This is a genomic window from Ensifer sp. M14 (genome assembly GCF_003355565.1).
In the GTDB taxonomy this organism is placed as follows: domain Bacteria; phylum Pseudomonadota; class Alphaproteobacteria; order Rhizobiales; family Rhizobiaceae; genus Ensifer.
This window is the reverse complement of record NZ_QJNR01000004.1, coordinates 4,252,341-4,272,441: the sequence shown is the minus strand read 5'-3', so window position 1 is coordinate 4,272,441 and position 20,101 is coordinate 4,252,341. Positions and strand designations below refer to the sequence as shown.

The 20,101-nt window shown below is 60.6% G+C and carries 16 protein-coding genes and 1 pseudogene; 4 read left to right on the top strand and 13 right to left on the bottom strand.

All coding sequences use genetic code 11. The features are described 5' to 3' along the window. The 6 genes from BLJAPNOD_RS20725 to BLJAPNOD_RS20700 form a co-directional block, all read right to left on the bottom strand. A complete protein-coding gene (locus BLJAPNOD_RS20725) occupies positions 1 to 978 on the bottom strand; it encodes an iron chelate uptake ABC transporter family permease subunit (RefSeq protein ID WP_199565972.1) in 978 nt (325 codons plus the stop codon). A gap of 122 nt (positions 979 to 1,100) precedes the next feature. Further along, on the bottom strand, positions 1,101 to 1,910 hold the full coding sequence (locus BLJAPNOD_RS20720; protein WP_244610982.1) for a siderophore-interacting protein: 810 nt from the start codon (positions 1,908 to 1,910) through the stop codon (positions 1,101 to 1,103). Beyond that, positions 1,910 to 2,761: an iron-siderophore ABC transporter substrate-binding protein gene (locus tag BLJAPNOD_RS20715; protein ID WP_244610981.1), complete on the bottom strand. Its 852-nt coding sequence runs from the start codon at positions 2,759 to 2,761 to the stop codon at positions 1,910 to 1,912. Before BLJAPNOD_RS20715 ends, BLJAPNOD_RS20720 begins: the two co-directional genes overlap by 1 nt. A 218-nt stretch (positions 2,762 to 2,979) precedes the next feature. Then, complete coding sequence (locus BLJAPNOD_RS20710; protein WP_115420991.1) at positions 2,980 to 5,439, bottom strand: TonB-dependent siderophore receptor; 2,460 nt, start codon at positions 5,437 to 5,439, stop codon at positions 2,980 to 2,982. A gap of 220 nt (positions 5,440 to 5,659) precedes the next feature. After that, the gene (locus tag BLJAPNOD_RS20705; protein WP_115420990.1) at positions 5,660 to 6,595 is read right to left on the bottom strand and encodes a FecR family protein; all 936 of its coding nucleotides are present in this window, start codon (positions 6,593 to 6,595) and stop codon (positions 5,660 to 5,662) included. A gap of 90 nt (positions 6,596 to 6,685) precedes the next feature. Continuing rightward, positions 6,686 to 7,195 carry a sigma-70 family RNA polymerase sigma factor gene (locus BLJAPNOD_RS20700; RefSeq protein WP_077502747.1) on the bottom strand — a complete coding sequence of 170 codons (510 nt, stop codon included), beginning with the start codon at positions 7,193 to 7,195 and terminating at the stop codon, positions 6,686 to 6,688. 822 nt (positions 7,196 to 8,017) lie between these two features. Here BLJAPNOD_RS20700 and BLJAPNOD_RS20690 point away from each other — a divergent pair. Then, positions 8,018 to 8,896, top strand: a complete 879-nt coding sequence (locus BLJAPNOD_RS20690; protein ID WP_077502750.1) for an aldehyde dehydrogenase family protein — start codon at positions 8,018 to 8,020, stop codon at positions 8,894 to 8,896. Positions 8,897 to 9,222: 326 nt separating this feature from the next. Here the strand turns inward: BLJAPNOD_RS20690 and BLJAPNOD_RS20680 are convergent, their stop codons facing one another. The 7 genes and pseudogenes from BLJAPNOD_RS20680 to BLJAPNOD_RS20645 form a co-directional block, all read right to left on the bottom strand. Continuing rightward, entirely contained in the window at positions 9,223 to 9,420 is a 198-nt protein-coding gene (locus BLJAPNOD_RS20680; RefSeq protein WP_077502751.1) for a hypothetical protein, read from the bottom strand. A 278-nt stretch (positions 9,421 to 9,698) separates the two neighbouring features. Beyond that, positions 9,699 to 10,100, bottom strand: a complete 402-nt coding sequence (locus BLJAPNOD_RS20675; protein ID WP_115420989.1) for a CopG family transcriptional regulator — start codon at positions 10,098 to 10,100, stop codon at positions 9,699 to 9,701. After that, on the bottom strand, positions 10,097 to 10,414 hold the full coding sequence (locus tag BLJAPNOD_RS20670) for a type II toxin-antitoxin system RelE/ParE family toxin (protein ID WP_077502752.1): 318 nt from the start codon (positions 10,412 to 10,414) through the stop codon (positions 10,097 to 10,099). Before BLJAPNOD_RS20670 ends, BLJAPNOD_RS20675 begins: the two co-directional genes overlap by 4 nt. Before the next feature lie 3 nt (positions 10,415 to 10,417). Next, entirely contained in the window at positions 10,418 to 10,684 is a 267-nt protein-coding gene (locus tag BLJAPNOD_RS20665; RefSeq protein WP_077502753.1) for a type II toxin-antitoxin system ParD family antitoxin, read from the bottom strand. A gap of 537 nt (positions 10,685 to 11,221) precedes the next feature. After that, positions 11,222 to 12,335: pseudogene (locus tag BLJAPNOD_RS20655) on the bottom strand (IS66 family transposase); the annotation flags it as partial. A 469-nt stretch (positions 12,336 to 12,804) separates the two neighbouring features. After that, the gene (locus BLJAPNOD_RS20650) at positions 12,805 to 13,887 is read right to left on the bottom strand and encodes an AI-2E family transporter (RefSeq protein WP_199565971.1); all 1,083 of its coding nucleotides are present in this window, start codon (positions 13,885 to 13,887) and stop codon (positions 12,805 to 12,807) included. A 97-nt stretch (positions 13,888 to 13,984) separates the two neighbouring features. Beyond that, complete coding sequence (locus BLJAPNOD_RS20645) at positions 13,985 to 14,698, bottom strand: TetR/AcrR family transcriptional regulator (RefSeq protein WP_077502755.1); 714 nt, start codon at positions 14,696 to 14,698, stop codon at positions 13,985 to 13,987. A gap of 185 nt (positions 14,699 to 14,883) precedes the next feature. On the opposite strand from BLJAPNOD_RS20645, the gene BLJAPNOD_RS20640 reads away from it, so the two are divergent. The 3 genes from BLJAPNOD_RS20640 to BLJAPNOD_RS20630 are packed head-to-tail and all read left to right on the top strand — an operon-like array spanning position 14,884 to position 20,100. Next, entirely contained in the window at positions 14,884 to 15,951 is a 1,068-nt protein-coding gene (locus BLJAPNOD_RS20640; protein ID WP_115420988.1) for an efflux RND transporter periplasmic adaptor subunit, read from the top strand. 1 nt (position 15,952) lies between these two features. Then, on the top strand, positions 15,953 to 17,053 hold the full coding sequence (locus BLJAPNOD_RS20635; RefSeq protein WP_115420987.1) for an efflux RND transporter periplasmic adaptor subunit: 1,101 nt from the start codon (positions 15,953 to 15,955) through the stop codon (positions 17,051 to 17,053). Further along, complete coding sequence (locus tag BLJAPNOD_RS20630) at positions 17,050 to 20,100, top strand: efflux RND transporter permease subunit (protein ID WP_115420986.1); 3,051 nt, start codon at positions 17,050 to 17,052, stop codon at positions 20,098 to 20,100. Before BLJAPNOD_RS20635 ends, BLJAPNOD_RS20630 begins: the two co-directional genes overlap by 4 nt. The last annotated feature ends 1 nt before the right edge of the window (position 20,101 follow it).

Below are 20,101 nucleotides of genomic sequence, written 5' to 3'. Positions count from 1 at the left end.
TCAAAGTCCGCGCGCCTTCGTGCGTCGCGCCAGGAGGATCAGGACCGGCGCGCCGATGAAGGCCGTGACGATACCGACCTCCAGTTCGCCGGGAAACAGCACCAGCCTGCCAACGATATCGGCAAACAAAAGCAGACTTGGCGCGCAAAGGAGTGTGAAAACGATGATCCAGCGTTGATCAGGCCCCGAAAACCAGCGCACCGCGTGCGGCACCATCAATCCGACGAAGCCGATCGGTCCTGCGGCCGCCGTCGCGGCGCCAGACATGAGCGTGACGGCAATGACCACCAGGAAACGGGTGCGAATGACGTTTGCGCCGAGGGATCGGGAGAGATCATCGCCGAGTGCCAGGGCATTGAGGGGCCGGGCCAAGCCCAGCGCGAGCACCAGACCGCAGACGATGAAGGGCGCGACCGCGCGGACCACCTCCATACCGCGTCCCGCCACCGACCCTATGGACCAGGACCGTAGAGCGTCGAAGGCTTGAGGATTGATGAGCGTGATCGATGAGCCGATACCGCCAAGCACGGCCGACAGCGCTATACCGCACAGGACCAGCCGCAATGGGGTGGCGCCGTCCCGTCCTTGCGATGCAGCCCCATAGACCAGCAGCGTCACCGAGATTGCGCCGGCAAGCGCGAACCAGAGGTAGCTCTCAACCGCGTGCACGCCGAACATCCCGACAGCGAGCGTCACGAAGAAAGCGGCACCGGCATTGACCCCCAGGATGCCGGGATCAGCCAGCGGATTGCGCGTCGCCGCCTGGATCAGCGCGCCGGAGACACCGAAGGCGGCCCCGCAGAGAAGCGCGAGCAAGGTCCGCGGCAGACGATAGTCACGGATGATGATGTGTTCGGCTGACGTAGCGTCATAGCTGACGAGCGCATCCACAACGGTCGGCACTGCGACATGACGCGCGCCGAGCAACAGGCTGGCGGAGCAAAGGAGAACCAGGACGGCCGCGGCCAGGCCAAGCATTGCCAGACGCCATGCCCTGGACCGTCTCGCGCCGGCATGGCCGGTGGGCCGGGTTTTCAAGAGCCGCGTCGGCACCGCGTTCCCGGCCGCATCGGCGTGCGCGTGACCTCTGGCACCGGCGATCATACGCGCGCCTGTCCCTCGATCCAGTAACCGATCGCATCGATCCGGGTCTTGTCGAAACCCAGGCCATCACGAAAATGCTTGCGGCACTCGGAGGCAGCCCTCGCCTCACCGGCAATATAGATGTAGCCGGGGCCTTCGGGCAGGCGTTCGATCGCCCGCGCAATGCCAGGCAGCTGCGTGTAACCGCCATGCCGCTCACCGCCGCCATGCGTCTCGTGCCAGGTCACCGAAACATCGCCGGCGCTGTCGATCTCCTGTCGGTCGGCGGCCGACGGTATTTCCACGTGCACGATGGCGCGCTGATCCGTTCCGAGCTCCTCGAGGATCCGGCCGACGGCCGGAAGGCCGGTGATATCGGTTACTAGCAGCATCCAGCTGGTATCCTCCGGCGGCTCGAAACGGCCTTCCGGGTTGCAGATGCCGACGATATCGCCGACCTTGGCGCCCATCGCCCAACTTGCCGCAACGCCGCCCTCGTGGGCGACCAGATCGATCAGCATCTCGCGGCGGTCGGCATCCCAGCGACGGACCGTATAGGGCCGGTTCGGGCAATGTTGCGAGCCGTCGGGCCGGCCCCATTTGCCGTCCGCCATCTGCACCGGCAGGGTGACCGGCGTCTCGGGATCCGGCCGCAGGGCAAGCCGCACCCATTCGTCGGGGTGACCGGTCGAGATCAGCCGCTCGCCGCCGTCGACGCGAAGAGCAACCCGGATCATCGACGGGGTGAGGCGCATAACCGAAGTCACTTCACAGAAAAAATAATCTTCCACATAGGGTGGATGATCGTGGTCGTGATCATGAGACATCAGCGCTCCTTTCCTGCCCGTTCCGCCGCTACGGCGAGACGGGGCAGAAATGTCGGAAAACCATAGGGGATGGACAGCACGCTCAAGGCAGATGTCGACCACACCGAAACCGGGTCGTCCAATGCCACGTAGCTGCCGCGCTTGACCGCCGCGAGCGCCTTGAACAACGGCTGTGCTTCGGCAGCAGCGCGTGCGCCCTCGCCGTACCACATGATCAGGATGTCGGCATCGAGCATGCCGCTCCGCTCCATTCCGACCTCCACCGAGCCCCTGCCGGGATTGTCGGCGGAAAGTGCAACGATGCCAGGCGAAGCCTTGAGCCCCAGTTCCAAAAGGGCGGCGACGCGGGGGTCTTCCGGCAGGTAGACGACGATGCCGGATCCGCCGGCAACATAAGTTCCGAATGTGAATGTCTTGCCGCGCAGATCCGGCTGGCCGGCACCCATGGCGGATAGGGCGGCGCCTGTCTTTTCCATCAACGCCTTAGCCTCGGCACTCTTGCCGAGCGCCTGGCCCACCAGATCGATCTGCTCCTTCCAGTTCGCCGACCAGGGTGCGGATCGATAGACCACCGTCGGTGCGATACCGGAGAGCCGCTTGTACGCGAGGTCGTCAATGCCGGAATAGATGCCGAGGATCAGATCGGGCCGCAGCGCTGCGATCGCCTCGTAATCGAGGTCGCCTTCAAGGAGGTATGGTCTGACGCTTCCCAGGCGCTCCTCGTTCCAGGGAAAGATGCCGCTGTCGAAAAAGCGATAGCGCGGCATTCCAACGGGAACCTTGCCGAGCGCGATGACAGCGTCCTCGCTGCTCCAGCCGAGGGTGACGATCCGTTCCGGCGCCTTCGGCACAACAGTTGTTCCAAGGGCGTGAACGAGGTGCCGCGGAAAGTCATCGTCGGAGTAAGCAGGCGCCATGCAGGCAAATAACGACGCCAGCAGCACCAACGCTGCTTTCGCTGCGATCGATAGGAACGATCTGGCGGACGGCTTGCGCCGAGCGCCGCGCGTGCGACCCCCGGCGCTTGTGCGTACCGGCTGCGGGCTAACCAGGCTCTCCGGCACCGCTGCTACCATTGGAAGCTCAGGTTGGCGTAAACCGACCGTGGCTTGCCGTAGAAGCAGGAATTGTAGTTGCTGCAACCGTTCACATAGGTCTTGTCGAAGACGTTTTGCGCCGTGACGTTCAGCTCAAGCCCTTCCAGCTTGGGGTCCTTCTTGCCGAAGTCGTAGGAGATTGCCGCGTCTATGACCGTATAGGACGGATACTTGAACGAGTTGGCGTCATTGCCATAGCCGCTGCTCGAGTGGCGCACGCCAGCGCCGATGCCCAGTCCGCCGAGCGGTCCGTCTTCGATCCGATATTTCGCCCAGGCGGAAACATTCACCGGCGGCATGAAGCGAACCTTGTTTCCCTGCGTGCCGTCGTCTGCCTTGGAATAGACCGAGTCCGTGTAGGAGGCTGCGGCAATAAGGTCGAGGCTGTCGAATACCGTTGCCTTGCCTTCGATTTCCAAGCCCTGGACGTGAATCTCCCCGCGCTGCGACGCCAAGAACGTCAGGCTGTCGTAGGTCGGCACATTCTGCTGCTTCAGGTCGAAGGCCGAGAGGGTGATGAGCGCATCGTAGCCGACCGGCTCATACTTGAGGCCGACCTCTGTCTGCTGGCCGGTCGTCGGCTTGAATGGATTGCTCTGCCCGTCGAAACCGGAATAGGGCATGAACGAGGTCGAATAGCTGACATAGGGCGCAAGACCGTTGTCGAAGAGATAGATGAGCCCCGCCCGACCGGTGAATGCGGTGTCCTTCTTCCGCGCCACACTCGAAGCGAGCATGTCGTTGTCGGTTTGCCACGCCCAGTCATAGCGTCCGCCGAGTGTGAGGATCCAGTTGTCCCACTTGATCTGATCCTGAGCATAGAGGCCGAGCTGGCTCAGCCTGTTGTCCCAGCGGGCGCCGACTGTAGGCTCCCTGTAGGATCCGTAGATCGGATTGAACACGTTGAGAGGCGTGTTGCCGAAGGCATAGCGGCCCGTATAGTCGTTCCGGAACCATTTGTAGTCGGTGCCGATGATCGCCGTGTGCTCGATGTCCCCCGTCGAAAATTCCGCCTGCAGATTGGTGTCGGTGGCAAAGACCTGATTGTCCGAGGAATAGTTGATCGCGTTGCGCCTGATCGTCGTGTAGTCGGTCAGGCCGCCTGTCGCGACATAGCCGCCGTTGAAGAACGTCCGGTAGGAGTCGTCGACCGAGATGTATTTCGCATTGTGACGGACCGACCAGACCTCATTGAAACGGTGCCTGAAGTCGTAGCCGACAATCGCCTGCTCCCGATCATAGCCGTTATAGGCCGGCTCGCCGGTGAAGAGATCCCGGTCGATCTTTCCAAACGGACCGGCTTCCACTGTTCCGATGTAGGGAAGCGGCTGATAGTCCGGGACACCATTGTCCTTCTGGTAGTGCGAAAGGAACGTGAAGGTGGTGTCTTCGTCAGGCTGCAGCGCGAACGAAGGAGCGATCATGAAGCGCTCGTCCTTGGTGTAGTCTATGTTGGTATCGGTGCGCGTCGCCACGCCGGTCAGTCGATAAAGAATGCCGTCATCGCCGGCCACGGGCCCGGAAAAATCGAAGGCGCCATAGGCCCGGCCGTCCGTGCCGGTGCCCGCGACCACCTCATGGAACGGTTGCGCGGTTGGCCGCTTGCTGACCATGTTGATGATGCCGCCTGGGTAATTCTGGCCGTAGAGGACCGAGGATGGGCCTTTCAACACCTCTACCCGCTCGAGCAGATAGGGGTCGATCTGCGGCGAACCGCCGAGGTCGCCGATGTAGGGCAGATAGGTACCATCGAAGTAAAGCGGCGTCGGCGAGAAACCGCGAATTTCGATGTTGTCGAACGCCCGGGTAGAGGCGCTGCTGCCGCCGACGTGAACGCCGGCGGTATAGTTGACGGCCTCCTTGATCGACTCGGCACCCCGTTGCTTGATTTCATCGGCGGTGATCACCGAAATCGACTGCGGCACCTCGATGAGGGGCGTGTCGGTTTTCGTGCCGGTTGCCGATCGGCTGGCAACAATGCCGTCAACCGGCCCCCAGGCATTCTCGGCACCCTCGACGGTGATTGTCTGCAGACGCGTTGCACCGTCGACGGATACGGCTTCAGATCCCTGCGCCGGGTCGGTGATCGTCACGCTCTTCGGCCCGGTGAAGCGATAGGTCAGACCGGTATTGGCAAGGAGCGCGCTCAGCGCCGCCTCGGGTGAAAGCTGCCCCTTGATACCGGACGTTTTCAGCCCGTTCGCAACCGCACTGCTATAGAGCACCTGGATTCCGCTGGCGGCGCCAAACCGCGTCAAGCCGCGATCGAGCGAGCCGGCCGGGATGGAATAGGTGGCGCGTTCCTGCGCGAATGTCGGCGATGGGCTGATGGCAAGGGCAGTGAGTGCGATCGACGCGGACAGGCAGGCAAGCCGCCACTTGTATCCGATGTTGCCCTGACCGTGGCGCCTTGCGGCGGTGAACTGCCCCATTCCCGTGTCCCCATGCATTCGTCGCCGCGCCGTCCAATGACGCAGCCTCTACTGGGGAGAACGATCAGGAATCGCGAACCCGAAATTTTTTCGGATTTTTTTAGGGACGGAGCCACTGGCTTGCCCATTTCCAGGAAAAGTGCGAAGAAATTCCCGTCAGGAATTGCGTAAAATCAAACAGATAGTGCGTTTCTGCCGTTCCGTCTAAACCGCGAACACTCTATCTCAGCAGGACAATTCCGCCGACAAGGTTGACGGGCCGGACCTGTAGCGTCTCTTCGAGATGGGCAAGAATTTCGTCCGGGCGGCTGAGGTGAAAGACACCGGACACACGCCGCGCCCGAAGGTCGCTCCTGGCAATCACGACCTTGCCGCGGCGGTGCCGATTGAGATCGGATACCACGTCGGCCAGCGACCGATCCTTGAAGATCAGCAGTCCCTGTCGCCAGGCCGCCGCCGTTTCGGCATCCGTGGTGACTTTCTCGCCAAGACCCAGCCGTGAGTAGCTGATGGCCTCGCCATCCACGAGATCGCTGTTGGCCAGACACTGCACGCTAATCCGCCCCCTCAGGCATTCGACGGAGATATCGTCGTCGCCATGCTTCACCGAAAACGAGGTACCGATCGCCGTCGTCTTTCCATTGGCGGCAGTGACCACGAACGGCCGCGCCGGGTCGGAAACGACGTAGAAGACGGCAGCACCCGTCGTCAGCTCGAGTTGCCGGGCGGATGACGAGAAATCGACCGAAAGCATCGTCCCCCCATCGAGCGTCATCGTAGATCCGTCCGAAAGCTGAACCGTCCGCTGCTCGCCGATACCGGTCGCATAGTCCGCAAGGATCGCGCCGACCGTTGGCAGAAAGCCGAGTTCCGACAAGATGAGCCCGCCGCCCGCGACGCTCGCCGCGAGACTTCCGGTCGCCAGAAAGGTCCGCCTCGTCAAGACGGTCGATGGCGCCGACTTGCTTTTGCCAAGCGCTGGTCCCAGATTTTTCCATAGCCGTGCGGAAGCCTGGAACGCCGCCTCATGGGCGGCACTGCGCGCACGCCAGGCAAGCAACGCGTCGGCATCGTCCGTTGTTGCCGTCCCGGATGTGATACGGACGATCCAGGCCGTCGCTTCTCGTTTGAGAGCTTCGAAATCCTCGTCCAACACCCGCTCCCTTCAATAAGGTAATTCCCGACCGGGGATCGATTAACCCAGTCTCTACAGCTATCAACGATTGAAAAATGAAAAGCCGAAACGTCAGACCCGATTTATTGTGTCGAGGCGCTCGCTGCAATAGGTGACGGCCTTGCGCACTTCCAGCTCGACGGTGCGCACCGAGACGCCGAATTCTGCGGCGATATCCACATGGCGGCGCTGCTCGATCCGCGCTGCGACAAGCATTCTGCGCTGACGATCGGGCAGCTCTTGCATGATCTGCACCAGGCACCGCACTTGGTCCTGGTCCTCAAGCTTCTTGTCCGGACCAGGGCTTTCGTCGGGGGCAGACAGGAGAAGATCGATATCGCTGGAGGTCAGCCGCCGCTTTTGGCCGCGGTTGTGATCGACCGCGAGGGTGCGCGCGATGCGCATCAGATAGGGTACGGGCGCTGCCAAGGCGGCGGCACCATTGCGGGCGAACTTGATCCAGGCCTCCTGCGCCAGATCCTCCGCATCGGCCTTCGACCGTGTCTTGCCGTCGAGATAGCGCTTGATCCGGCGCTCGTTGCTGGAAAACGCCGCTACGAGCTCGTCGTCGTAACTCGCCATCGCCCGCCCTCACCTGTCTGTCGGCAATCCATTTTTGCCCCAATACCGCTTTGGCAATCGGCTGGCAATAGTGGATTAAAAAACTCATGTTAACACATGGGTGGCGACGGTGCGTGTTTTGCATGGGGCGTTGCGGGACAACGAGGTCATAAAAAATCATCCATCACGGGCCCGACGGAAACACGAATGGCTCATCCGCGAGACATGGCCCTCTCCAGGACGACAGACAGAAGTACATTCGCCCCAGCGGCAACATGCTGCGCCGACGCGTATTCGCACGGATTGTGGCTGATGCCATCCCGGCAGGGAACAAAGATCATGACCGTGGGCATCCGTCGCGCCAGATGAAAGGCGTCGTGGCCCGCTCCAGGCACCATATCGTGGGCGGCGAGGCCCAGGCGTTCGGCACTCGACCTGACCAGTTTTGCAAGGGGCGGATCGAACCGGACCACGGGCGAGTGCCAGCGAGGCTGAACGTCCAGCCCTAAAGCCGGGTGATTGCATGCCACGCATCAGTGCATCATGCATGGCGTCCAACTCCGCCTCGTCGGGATACCGCAGGTCGACCGTCATCTCTATGCGGCCCGGCACGACATTGATGGATCCGGGAAGAGCCCGTACCTGCCCGATGGTGCACCGCGCCTGCGGATCGCGACCACCGATCTCATGGACAAGGTCGATCATTCGCCTTCCTCCCTGCTTCGCTCAAAACGACATCGCCCTTATGCGAGCGGCCTGCCAGTCCCCCGCATGGGGGACTCGATGGCCCGGTCGGGCCGCACGTAGGATGGCTGATCGCACGGAGAACCTCGGGAGCAGCAGATGGATATGAAGGCGCACATAAACTGGCACGCGATCGCGCGCGCCGTCAGGCCGGAAACGCGGCTGCTGATCGACGGCAAGTTCCGACATGCGGCAAGCGGTGGCAACCTCGCCTCCGTCAATCCGGCAACCGGCGAACACATCGCCGACATCGCCTGCGGGGGCGCGGACGATGTGGATCTGGCGGCGAATGTGGCCGCCAAACGTTTCAGGGATGGCGTGTGGTCGAAGATGCCCCTGCGCCGGCGCGTCGATATCCTCACCATGTTTGCCGAACTTCTCGGCGAACATCGCGAGACGCTTGCCGTGCTGGACACGCTTGAGATGGGAAAGCCCATCTCGGAGATGTGCAGCATCGATGTCCCTGCCAGCATGTTGACCATGAGGTTCATGGCCGAGGGGCTGGATAAAATCGGCCGCACCTGCCCCGTGACCAACGACGGTGCGCTGCATTACATCCTGCGCCAGCCACTCGGTGTCGTCGGCTGCATTACCCCATGGAACTATCCCCTGATGATGGCCGTGTGGAAGGTTGCCCCGGCGCTTGCGGCGGGAAACAGCGTGGTGCTGAAGCCCGCCGAAGACGCGTCCCTGAGTGCGCTGATGCTCGGACGATTGTTTCTGGAGGCAGGTGGGCCGGACGGCGTCTTCAATGTCGTCCCCGGATTGGGCGCGGTCGCCGGCAAGGCACTGGCCCTCTCGCACGATGTCGCCAAGATCGCGTTCACCGGGTCGACGGCTGTCGGAAGGCAGATGTATCGTTATGCGGCCGACTCCAATCTCAAGGCGGTCTCGGCCGAACTTGGCGGGAAATCGCCTCAGATCATCCTTGAGGATGTCCGAAGTCTTCGGCCCCGTCGGCGCCATCATTGCCCATGATGGCCCGGAGCACGCGGTGGCGCTTGCCAACGAATGCCCGACAACGCGAAAGCCCGCGCAGCGCCACGCATCCATAAAGGCATCGACCTTGTTCCAGCCGTAGAAGCTCACGGCAAGGCCGCCGGGTTTGAGGACACGGTACATTTCCGCAAAGGCATGTTTCAGCCAATCGCCGTTCACGTCGTTGGCAATCGTCCGCCCTTGGCGGTCACGGTAGCGGACAAGATACGGCGGGTCGGTCAGGATGAAATCCACCGCCCCGCCCGGAAGGCGCTGCATCAGGGAGATGCAGTCGCAATAGAGGACGGTGTTGCGAGCTGGACGCTTTACGCGTCGTCCCGTTCGGTTTTCGGCTTGCGAATGGTCAGGCGTCCATTGAGTGGTACGGCGGAAAGCGTGAGGTTGAACGCGTCGCCATCGCTGTGGGACCAGCCCGCGCCTATTTTTGTCCAGTGGGCTTTGTCGCCCTCGCCTTCCACGACGTATACGGCGTAGTCGGCTTTGCTCTTTTGGGTCGGTTTCATGTTCGGTTCTCCCGTTGGTTATCCGGCTGCGCCTGTCGCGGCCGGTCGGGGGATTTTTGCGAACGTGTTTGCGAGCCGAAGGCGACCACAGGCAACGGCAACACGGGAGCGCAGCGAAGGGAGCGGGCAGCCGATTGCCGGCGGCGAAAACCGGGCGCATACCCCGACCGTTCCGGCCGTGTAGCGCAGACGGTAACGGGGAGCGACATGAACGTGCCAACAGCAAACGCTGGAGCCTTCATGTTAAGAAGGTGGAGGCATCTTCGGGAGGCCGAAGACTAGGAAGGATAGGGCACCTTCACCCATGTCGGGGGCTCGCGCTCCGCCCTCCGCTTAATCCGCTCTTTCAATCCCGCAAGAGCCTCGTCTCCGGGAATGGTGGGACCGTCATCATTAAGACGCTTATTAATCTCCCGGCGAAACAGTTCTTCATGCAGGTCCGGATAGGCATCCAGTTCCGTGAACACCTGCATGGCAGCAAACACCGCTTCCGAAGGATCAAGAAACCGCCCCCGTTCCACTTGCGTCAAAACCCACTCGGCAATCGATGGCACAAGGTAGGTTTCCATCCGCAAGCCATGATCTGACGCTTCGGCTTTCAAGGCCGTCGCTTGCGCTTTCTGGGCGGCACGGTATTCCGGCGGGTAAAGGTCGTCTTGCTGGATTTCTAAATCGCTCATAGTCGCCCCTCAAGAACATCAACCGTGATGTCCTGCCCGCCGTAGAATACACCCAACACCAGAACGTGCGCCTCTTCCACCACGAAGGCGATACTCACGCTTCGGCGATAACCGATGATCCGAAGGCCGGGAACAAGGCCATCTCTGACGGTTCCCCGCTTGGGGAATGTCGCCAGCTCTGAAATGAACTGGCGGATGCCGCTGATGTAATTCCAGGCAACGACCGGCCCGGCTTTTTCGATACTGGCGAGATCGCGGTAAAGCTGGAGCAATTCAGCCTCGGCCCGCTCATGCAGGATGATCTTGTATTTCATTCCCTACTTGGCTTTCGCCAGCTGGGCCTGATGTTCAGCCTCAAGGCGGGCAAAGGCATCATCAAGGGGAACGCCCTTGGAAAGATCTCGCTTCAATTCCGCATAGCGCCCCGGAATTTCCTGATTCAGCCACCGCTCACGGGCTTCTTCGTGATCTTCCAATAAGCGCAGTCCAGCGCGGACAACCTCGCTGGCATTGTTGTAACGGCCGGATTCCAGCTGCTTCTTGATGAACTTTTCGTAGTGTGCGTTGAGTGCAAAACTCGCCATGATATATAACCTCCTGATAGGTCCATTATGGGTCAGGAAGTCAAAATTAACAACTGTTATCAACTATTGATGCTTCTCTTTGTCCTGAATAGAAGCCCGGCCACGGTGAAAACGGAATCAAAGTGACCGGACAAGAGGGCTAAACCCTCATGAGCGCCCCGCCAAGCGGGCGCTGCGAACCGGCAAGCGGTTCGTGGAGACACCCGTTCGGGTGTCTTTGCGAGGCTGTGGAGCCTCGTTTCCGTGGAAGGGCGGCGGTGCCGCCGCCCTCGGCATCTTCCGTGCCCGGTTGGTCCGCTGCTTGGGCTTGCGGGCGTTGATAACGGAAGCGTCCAATGTGGTCTTGATATGCGCCGCGTAGAATTTCTCGATCATCTCGACGCTGGTGCGGCAATTTTTGGCAATCGCGTAGACGTCTGCACCTTCCATGAGCCGCAGGCATATATAGGTGTGACGTAGTCTGTATGTCAGCGCTCATTTCCATGCGCATTGACGCGTCCCGTTTGACCAGAGTGGCTGTCACCCGTTCGTCTGGGATCAGGCAGGGGCGGGTTTGGCGAAGTTGTATGGCAGCAGGTCGGTGATGTCGGCATCTGATGCGCGCTGCGGCAATTCGCTGAGGATGTGGCGTAAGTAGGCCAAGGGCTCGATACCGCAGGCGCGGCAGGTCAGCATGAGGCTGTAGACGACGACACTGGCCGTGGCTCCATCCACGGTGTCGCTGAATAGCCAACTCTTTCTACCAGTGGCAAAAATCCTGATATCTCGCTCCAGCAAATTGTTGTCGATCGACATCCTGCCGTCTTCGGTATAGCGCGTCAGGTATTCCCACTGGCTTAGGGTGTAGGACACGGCATCGCCAAGCTTGGTGTCCGGCAAGACCTTCGGTGCGATGTCGTCGAGCCATGCCTTGAGAGCATTGAGGATGGGCACGCTGTGTCGCCGGCGGAAACGGCGAATGCAATCGGCTTGTGTTTCGACGCCTGGAATGGGCCATGCATCCAATATGGGTCGCGCCGTTCAATGTGCGCCAGGCGGTGTAGCCATCGCTCATCAATATGCCGCGGTAGTCACCGAGGAAGACCTGCGGATAAATCTGGCCGCGGCCGGGTTGATAATCGAGCAGCACGATCGGCTCGCCGCTGTCTTCCCCGCTCCTGTATGCCCACATGAAGGATGTGCTGGTGGCTTCCTTGTCCTTTTCCTTCAGGACCTGGACCGTGGTCTCGTCACCATGGATGAGCGGCTGCGCCCTGAGCCGCAGCTTCAGGGCGTCATAGATTCGGGAGAGATGCCTCTCGCTCGATCCGATCACCCAATGGCTCAGAGCGCCGCGACTGACGGGAACGCCGGCACGCTCGAAGGCTTGGGCCAAGCGGTAGAGCGGCGTGCCATCGACATATTTGTGGACGAGCGCGAAGGCCAGCGTCGAGGCCGCTGCGATGCTGCCGGGCAAAGGCTGCACGGGCATCGGCGCGAGGACAACAGGCGTGTTGATACCGGTGCGGTCGCAATGGCGGCAGGCATATTTGAACCGCACATTTTGCAGGACCTTGGCCTTCACCTCGATATGAAGCTGCTCGGAGACAGCCTCACCCATGCGATGCATCTGATGACGACAGCAAGCGCAGGTCTTCTGGTCGTCGGATAGCCCAACTGACGGATCGTGGCCTTCACGCGTCTGCCAAGCTTGATGTAGAGTTGCACGGCTCTCATGCGGTCTTCGTACGATTACATGAACTATCTCCTGTTAGTCCAAGAATTCGTCCGCACCTCCCACACAGGGGTCAACATTCCATGCCGGATCACATGCTGGAACATTTTGAACGCAAAAAGGGCTCCGAGTTTCCTCGGAGCCCTTTGATAAGTCTCGTAATTTTTGGTTGCGGGGGCCTGACTGCACGGAGACTTGTAAATTCTCCGCCTCACGCCGGCGCACCGTGACAGTTCCGCATCCCGCCCAGAAACCGTTCTCGCCAATGCGCTACAGCGGTCGTTATCGCTGGGGTCCTTTTGAGGCAGGCGTAAAACATTGGGCTGACATCTTCCGCAGACCGTAGCTAATGGAAGCCCCCGCTGCGGCGCAGTGCAACCAAGATGATTCCCGAGAAATGACGCTATCAAACTTCCCGTCCATCCCTGTCGCCATTCTGGTCTTTTCGTTCGCTCATCATGGCCGGGAACACCGACCACGCCGCCAGGAACAAGGCTGCGATCATCGGACCGACGACAAGGCCGTTCGGCCCGAAGGTGGCGATGCCGCCCAAGGTCGAGACAAGGACCAGATAGTCCGGGATCTTGGTCTCCTTGCCGATAAGGACTGGTCGCAAGAGGTTGTCTACAAGACCAATCACAAGGACCCCGAAGGCAAGCAGAACTGCGCCCTTCCAGATGTCTCCTGACATCAGCAGGTAGATGGCGGTGGGTCCCCAAACGAGACCCGTGCCCACCATCGGAAGAAGCGCAAGGATGGCCATGACGGCGCCCCAAAGCGCCGGGGCCCGGATATCAAGAACCCAGAAGATCAGCCCGCCGAGTGTGCCCTGCGCGAGCGCCACGACGATGCCGCCCTTCACGATTGCGTTGATGGTGAGCGCGAACCTCCCGAACAGTGCCTGGCGCAGGCCACCGCTGAGCGGCAGTGCGTCACCGATCAGTCGCGCCAACTCGCGTCCGTCGCGCAACAGGAAGAACAGCAGGTACAACATTACGAATGCGCTTAACACGAGGTGGAAGGTCGACTGCCCGATGTTGATCGCTTGCCCAGCCAGAAACTGTCCGCTCTCCGCAAGCGCGTTCAGCAGCCGCGCGCGAAGCGCATCGGAGTCGGGCAGCCCGACGCTGTCAATCAGCGCCTTGAGCCAGTCTGGCAGCATTTCGCGAAGCGTCTCGACCTCGATGCCGGGAGCAAACTGGCCCGCCGCTATGCTCTTGTAGACGGAGGCCGCCTCGCGAACGACAAAGCTCGCAATCAGCACAAAGGGCAGGATGACCATCACGAGAACGATCACCAAGGTGAACAGAGCTGCGAGATTGCGCTGGCCTGGGATGTTCTTGAGGATACCGCGGTTCACCGGGGCAAACAGCACCGCGAGCACGGTCGCCCACAGGATCGCGCCGGACAAGGGCCATAGCATCCACGCAAAGGCCAGCGATACCGCTATGGTCAACCAGATGAAAGTGTTGTCTCGATGCTGCCGCACTCTTGGCTCCCGGTTGCGCCTGACAAGCCCACGAAAATCGAACTCTCGAGAACCTGCGACATTTCCGCCGTCGCAAAGTGCCGGAACTCTTCCGGTCTCATCCCTTCAGCGCGAGGCTTGTGACATTCGGCTCGCCAGGCGGAGGACCTATCCACACGCCTGCTGGTATCGCAGGGATTGTATTTGCCAGTCCATTGAGCATGCCTTGCAAGACGCTCTCGCTCAGCTCGTCCATCTTTTCGCGGGGGCCGACGAGGCGGTCTACCAGCAGCAATGTAAGGCCATGCATTTGCGACCAAAAAATCAGAATGGCACCGTCAATCTCACGCGTGTTTGACGCGGCGGTTGGAATGACGCGCCCGAGAGCGCCATCACTTATCGCGTTCACCAGAAGCGCTTTCATGTTCTCAGCCGCAGTTCTTTCGATTGCAGGCCGCCCATCATCCTGACCGGTAAGATAGCCGCCGAACATCAATCTGTAGAGCGCAGGATTGTTGACGCCGCCGCGCACATAAGCGCGCGCCATAGCTGCCAGCCGCTCACGAGGACTGTCGTGCTCCTTCGTCGCATCGGTCATCTGCTTTGCAAGGAGCTCGAAGCCAACCGCCGAGACGGCCGCCAGCAAATCACGCTTGTCGGCGAAGTGTTTGTAAGGGGCGTTGTGACTGACGCCTGCTCGACGGGCGAGCTCCCGAAGCGAGAACTCTGTGCTCTGCGATTCGCTGAGGACGTCGAGTGCGGCGCCTACGATCGCCCTGTGCAGGTCACCATGGTGGTAGGGGCGCGGATCTGTGGTGGTGGCTTTGGTCATACTCGTCCGTCTAGGCCCTTATGTTGCGCTCGTCAACATTTCCGCCGAAGCGATGTTGACGCCGCCCACTTTAATCTCTAAGTGGGCGATGTCAACATCTGGCGATAGGCCTTGTAGCCATCAGATTTGAAATCCGCAGGCGAACCGCCGGCTCTCTGGTGGTTGCAAATGGCAACGGAGAAAAAATGAAGCCCCTTCGAATTCTGGGAATTGGTCTCGCGTGCGCCTATCTCGCCGCCTGCGACGACAAAACTGAAGTCGCGTCGCCGGCGCCGCAACAGGTACGGGTCTTCGCGGCCGCCTCGGTTCAGTATCAGCCAAGTGCGGAAATTACCGGTGAGGTGAAGGCGCGGATCCAAACCGAACTCTCGTTTCGCGTCAGTGGCAGAGTGATCGAGAGGCTGGTTGACGTGGGTGCACACGTTCGCGCCGGCGAGGTCCTGGCGCGCCTCAACGATACCGAGCAACAAGCAGATGTCAGCGTCGCAGGAGCTGCATTGGAGTCGGCGCAGGCGGTGGTCAAACAGAAAACGCTGGCATTTGAGCGATCAAAGGCCCTCGTGAAATCGCAGGTCATTTCGCAGGAGACCTTTGATGCGGCTCGAAAAGACCTGACGAGTGCCCAAGCCTCGTCGGAAGCCGCCGCAGCCGCGCTGGCCACAGCCGAGGATGCGCTATCCTACACGGAGTTGAAGGCTGAAGCCGACGGGATCATCACCGCCCGCGGCTTGGAAATGGGGCAGGTTGTCTCGGCGGCGCAGTCGGTCTTCACGCTCGCCCATGACGGCCCGAGAGATGTCGTGTTCGATGTCTTCGAGGCATTTTTTCTGGACGGCCCACCGTTGTCGGATGTTGCGGTGGCACCAGTTGGGGATCGGGCACTCGAAGTGCAAGCGAACATCCGGGAAGTCTCCCCGGTTATCGACACCAAGGCCGGCACTATCCGGATCAAGGTGGAGCTCCAGGAAAACTCTCACTGGCCTCTTGGTACACCGGTGGTCGGCAAACTCCGCTCCGCGCCGCGCGACGGAATTGTGCTGCCTTACAACGCGATTGCCTCGGCCAAGGGTGAACCCGCCGTGTGGCTGATCAACAACGAAAACCTCTCCGTTACCCTCCGCAAAGTTTCGGTCGCCCGTTACCGCAAAAGCGATTTCGTCGTGACCGACGGCATCGCCCCGGACGACCTGATCGTCACGGAGGGCGGAAAGTTCCTCAAGGAAGGCCAGGCAGTCGCTTGGGAAGGCAAGTGAGATGATCCTTAGTCACCACCGTTACACCACTCTTCCACTCCTGCTGTCGATCTCGCTCCTTGCCGGCTGCGAGCAAAGCTCGATCGCAGCGGAAGAGGCGAGCCCCCGTCCCGTCAAATCCGTGACGACCCAAAGCAAGCGGGAAGTTGTCGAGAGTTTGCCCGGCATGGTGCGGGCCCGCACCGAGACCGACCTGGCGTTCCGAACACTTGGACGAATCGTATCCCGCAAGGTCGATGTTGGCGATCTCGTGCGCAAAGGTGACGTCTTAGCGGAAATTGATCCTGTCAGTCTCCGCCTCGCGGTCAGGAGTGCGGATGCCAATTTGCGCGATGCCAAGGCGCAGTTAGAGAACGCCGTATTGACAGAAGGGCGGAAACGAACGCTCGCCCACAAGAAAGCCTCGAGCATTGCCGATCACGAACTTGCCGAACAACAACTGAAGTCGGCTGAGGCCAACGTCGCAAAGGAGACGGCCAGTCTCGAAAAGGCACGAGAGCAGTCTGGTTACGCGACACTGAGGGCGGAATTCGACGGTGTCGTCACGGCCACATACGCAGAAACGGGCCAGACGGTCTCGACGGGTCAACCTGTCTTGAAGCTGGCGCGTCTCGAACAGCGTGATGTGGTCGTCGATGTTCCTGAAAAGCAATTTCGATCCGTTCGCCTGAATGACAAATTCCGCATTGCCCTACAACTCGACCGTACGGCGCAGACTGTTGGCGTCGTGCGCGAAATCGCCCCGCAAGCTGACCCCAATACCCGCACCCACAGACTGAAGGTCGCCATAGATGAGGCGAAGGAGGTCTTCCGCCTGGGTGCCGTGGTAACTGCGACGCCCTTGGTCGAGAGGCGAAAACAGGCACTCGCCCTGCCCGGTTCCGCCATCAGCGAGAAGGGTGGCGCCATCCACGTCTGGGTCGTCAATCAATCGACCGGCACCGTCTCACCAAGACCGGTCCAGCTCGACACCCAGGCGCGTGGTTCCCGTTGGGTGCGGGTTCTGTCCGGGCTGCAGGAAGGTGACGAAATCGTCGTCGCCGGCGTCAACGAACTTGTCGAAGGACAGAAGGTAAAACGCGTACAGGAGCGCCACCCGTGACAAAATTCAATCTTTCAGACTGGGCGCTCGAGCATCGCTCTCTCGTCTGGTATTTCATGATCATCTTCGCTGCGGCAGGCGCCTATGCCTATATGGGCCTTGGTCGTGAAGAGGATCCATCCTTCACGATCAAGACGATGGTCATCCAGGCCCAGTGGCCCGGCGCCTCCGCCCAGGAAGTGACGCAGCAGGTGACCGACCGCATCGAAAAGAAACTGCAGGAACTCAACAATCTCGAACATACCCGCAGCATCACCACCGCCGGCCAGACGATCGTTTTCGTCGATCTGCTGCCGAAGACGAATGCGCGGGATGTGAAGCCCACCTGGGCACGGGTGCGCAACCTCATTGACGATATTACGCACGAATTTCCGCAGGGCGTTATCGGGCCGTTCTTTGACGATCAGTTCGGTGATGTTTACGGCAACATCTATGCCTTTACGGCCGACGGGCTAAGCTTCAGGGAACTGCGCGATTTCGCTGAGGACGCGCGCACGCAGATCCTCGGGATTCCGGATGTGGGCAAGGTTGACATCGTCGGAGCGCAGGAAGAGGTCATCTATCTCGAATTCTCCACCCGCAAGATCGCCGCCCTTGGCATCAATCGCACCGACATCATTTCCACGTTGCAGGCGCAGAACGCCGTCACCCAATCCGGTTTCGTCCAGACTGGACCGGAACGCATCGCCTTGCGCGTCGGCGGACGTTTCATCTCCGAAGACACATTGCGCGGCATCAATCTCAGGGTAAACGACCGCTTCTTCCCGTTGACCGACGTCGCCAACATTACGCGCGGCTATGTCGACCCGACACGCTCGCTCTTTCGCTTCAATGGCAAGCCTGCAATTGGGCTCGCGATCGGTATGAAGACGGGCGGCAACGTGCTTGCCTTCGGGGAAGCGCTCGAAAAGACGATGGTGAGGATCATTCAGGATCTTCCGGTCGGTGTCTCCGTCGAACAGGTTTCGGACCAACCAGAAGTCGTTCATGAGGCCGTGGGGGGCTTCACCAAGGCCCTGTTCGAGGCCGTCGCCATCGTGCTCGCGATCAGTTTCATCAGTCTAGGGTTCAGGGCCGGCCTGGTCGTGGCGATCGCGATCCCGCTGGTTCTCGCTATCACCTTTATGGTGATGCTCTATTCAGGCATTTCACTGCAGCGAATCTCGCTCGGTGCGCTCATCATCGCACTCGGTCTTCTCGTCGACGACGCCATGATCGCAGTCGAAATGATGGTGGCGCGGCTGGAAATGGGTGACAGTCTCAGGAAGGCCGCCACCTACGTCTACGCCTCCACGGCCTTCCCGATGCTAACCGGCACGCTTGTGACCGTCGCGGGCTTCATACCCGTCGCATTCAACAAAAGCAGCGCCGGCGAGTTCACCTTCACCCTCTTCGTCGTCATCGCCGTATCGCTCGTCGTCTCATGGATCGTTGCCGTCTTGTTCACACCGCTCATCGGCGTGACCCTGCTTCCCAAGACAATGAAGAAGCACTCCGACAACAAGGGACGTTTCGCCAAAGCGTTCGCCAGCACGTTGCAATTCTGCCTGCGCTGGCGCTGGATGACGATTATCGCCACGATCGCCCTCTTCGTCGGATCGCTCGTCGGCTTGTCGATGGTGCAACAGCAGTTCTTTCCAAGCTCCGACCGACCGGAACTGATCGTTGACTGGAACCTGCCGCAGAACAGCTCGATCGCGGAAACCAGCAGGCAGATGGCTCAGCTCGAGCGTGAGGTGCTGACCGACAACCCTGCGGTCGAGCATTGGTCCACATACGTCGGAAGGGGCGCACCGCGCTTTATCCTTTCGTTCGACGTACAGCCGGCTGACGTTTCATTCGGCCAGACCGTCATCCTGACCAAGGGGCTCGAGGAGCGCGACAAGCTGAAGAGGCAAGTGGAAGCCTACCTTCAGAAGACTTTTCCTGGAACTGACGCCTATGTAAAGCTTCTGGAAATCGGCCCCCCGGTCGGCAAGCCAATTCAGTACCGCGTATCCGGCGAGAATCTCCAGACGGTACGCGACCTGGCACAGAAACTGGGGTCTGTTGTAGGCACCCACCCTTCACTCAAGAACCTCGCCTTTGACTGGAATGAACCGGCGCGCGTCGTGAAGATCGACGTTCTGCAGGACAAAGCACGTCAGCTTGGCGTCTCCTCCCAGGATATCGCGATGGCCCTCAACACCGTTGTGCAAGGGGACGCGGTAACGCAGGTCCGGGACGACATCTATCTGGTCGATGTGGTCGGTCGAGCCGCGGCGAAGGAGCGTGAGTCGATCGACACGCTGCTCGACCTGCAACTGCAGAGCAGCAGCGGCCAGTCGGTCCCATTGTCATCGGTCGCAACCTTCCGATACGAGCTCGAACAGCCGACGATCTGGCGCCGGGATAGGGTTCCAACCATCACGGTCAAGGCGGGCATCGCCGATGCGACGCAGCCGGCGACCATTGTGAAGGCGCTCAGCGACAAGATTGCGGCGTTCGAAAAGACGCTGCCGGTCGGCTACTCCGTCGCAGTCGGCGGCGCGGTCGAGGAAAGCGCCAAGTCGCAGGGTCCCATCGCGCAAGTGGTGCCGGCCATGCTCCTGGTGATGGCGACGCTCCTGATGGTTCAGCTTCAGAGCTTCCACAGGCTGTTCCTTGTCTTCTCGGTTGCCCCGTTGGCGCTCATCGGTGTCGTGGTGGCTCTGGTCGCCAGCAATTCGCCGCTTGGGTTCGTCGCACTCCTTGGCGTGCTTGCACTCGTCGGCATCCTCATCCGCAATTCCGTCATCCTGATCGTGGAGATCGAAGAACTACGGGCAGCGGGTAGGTCGCCATGGAATGCGGTCGTGGAGGCGACAGAACACCGTATGCGGCCGATCATGCTGACCGCCGCGGCAGCAACGCTGGCGCTGATCCCGATCTCGCACGAGATTTTCTGGGGACCCATGGCCTACGCAATGATGGGCGGCATCGTCGTGGGAACGGCGCTGACGCTTCTCTTCCTGCCGGCGCTATATGTCGCCTGGTTCCGGATCCCGCGTGAAGTCGAGCAAAACTGAT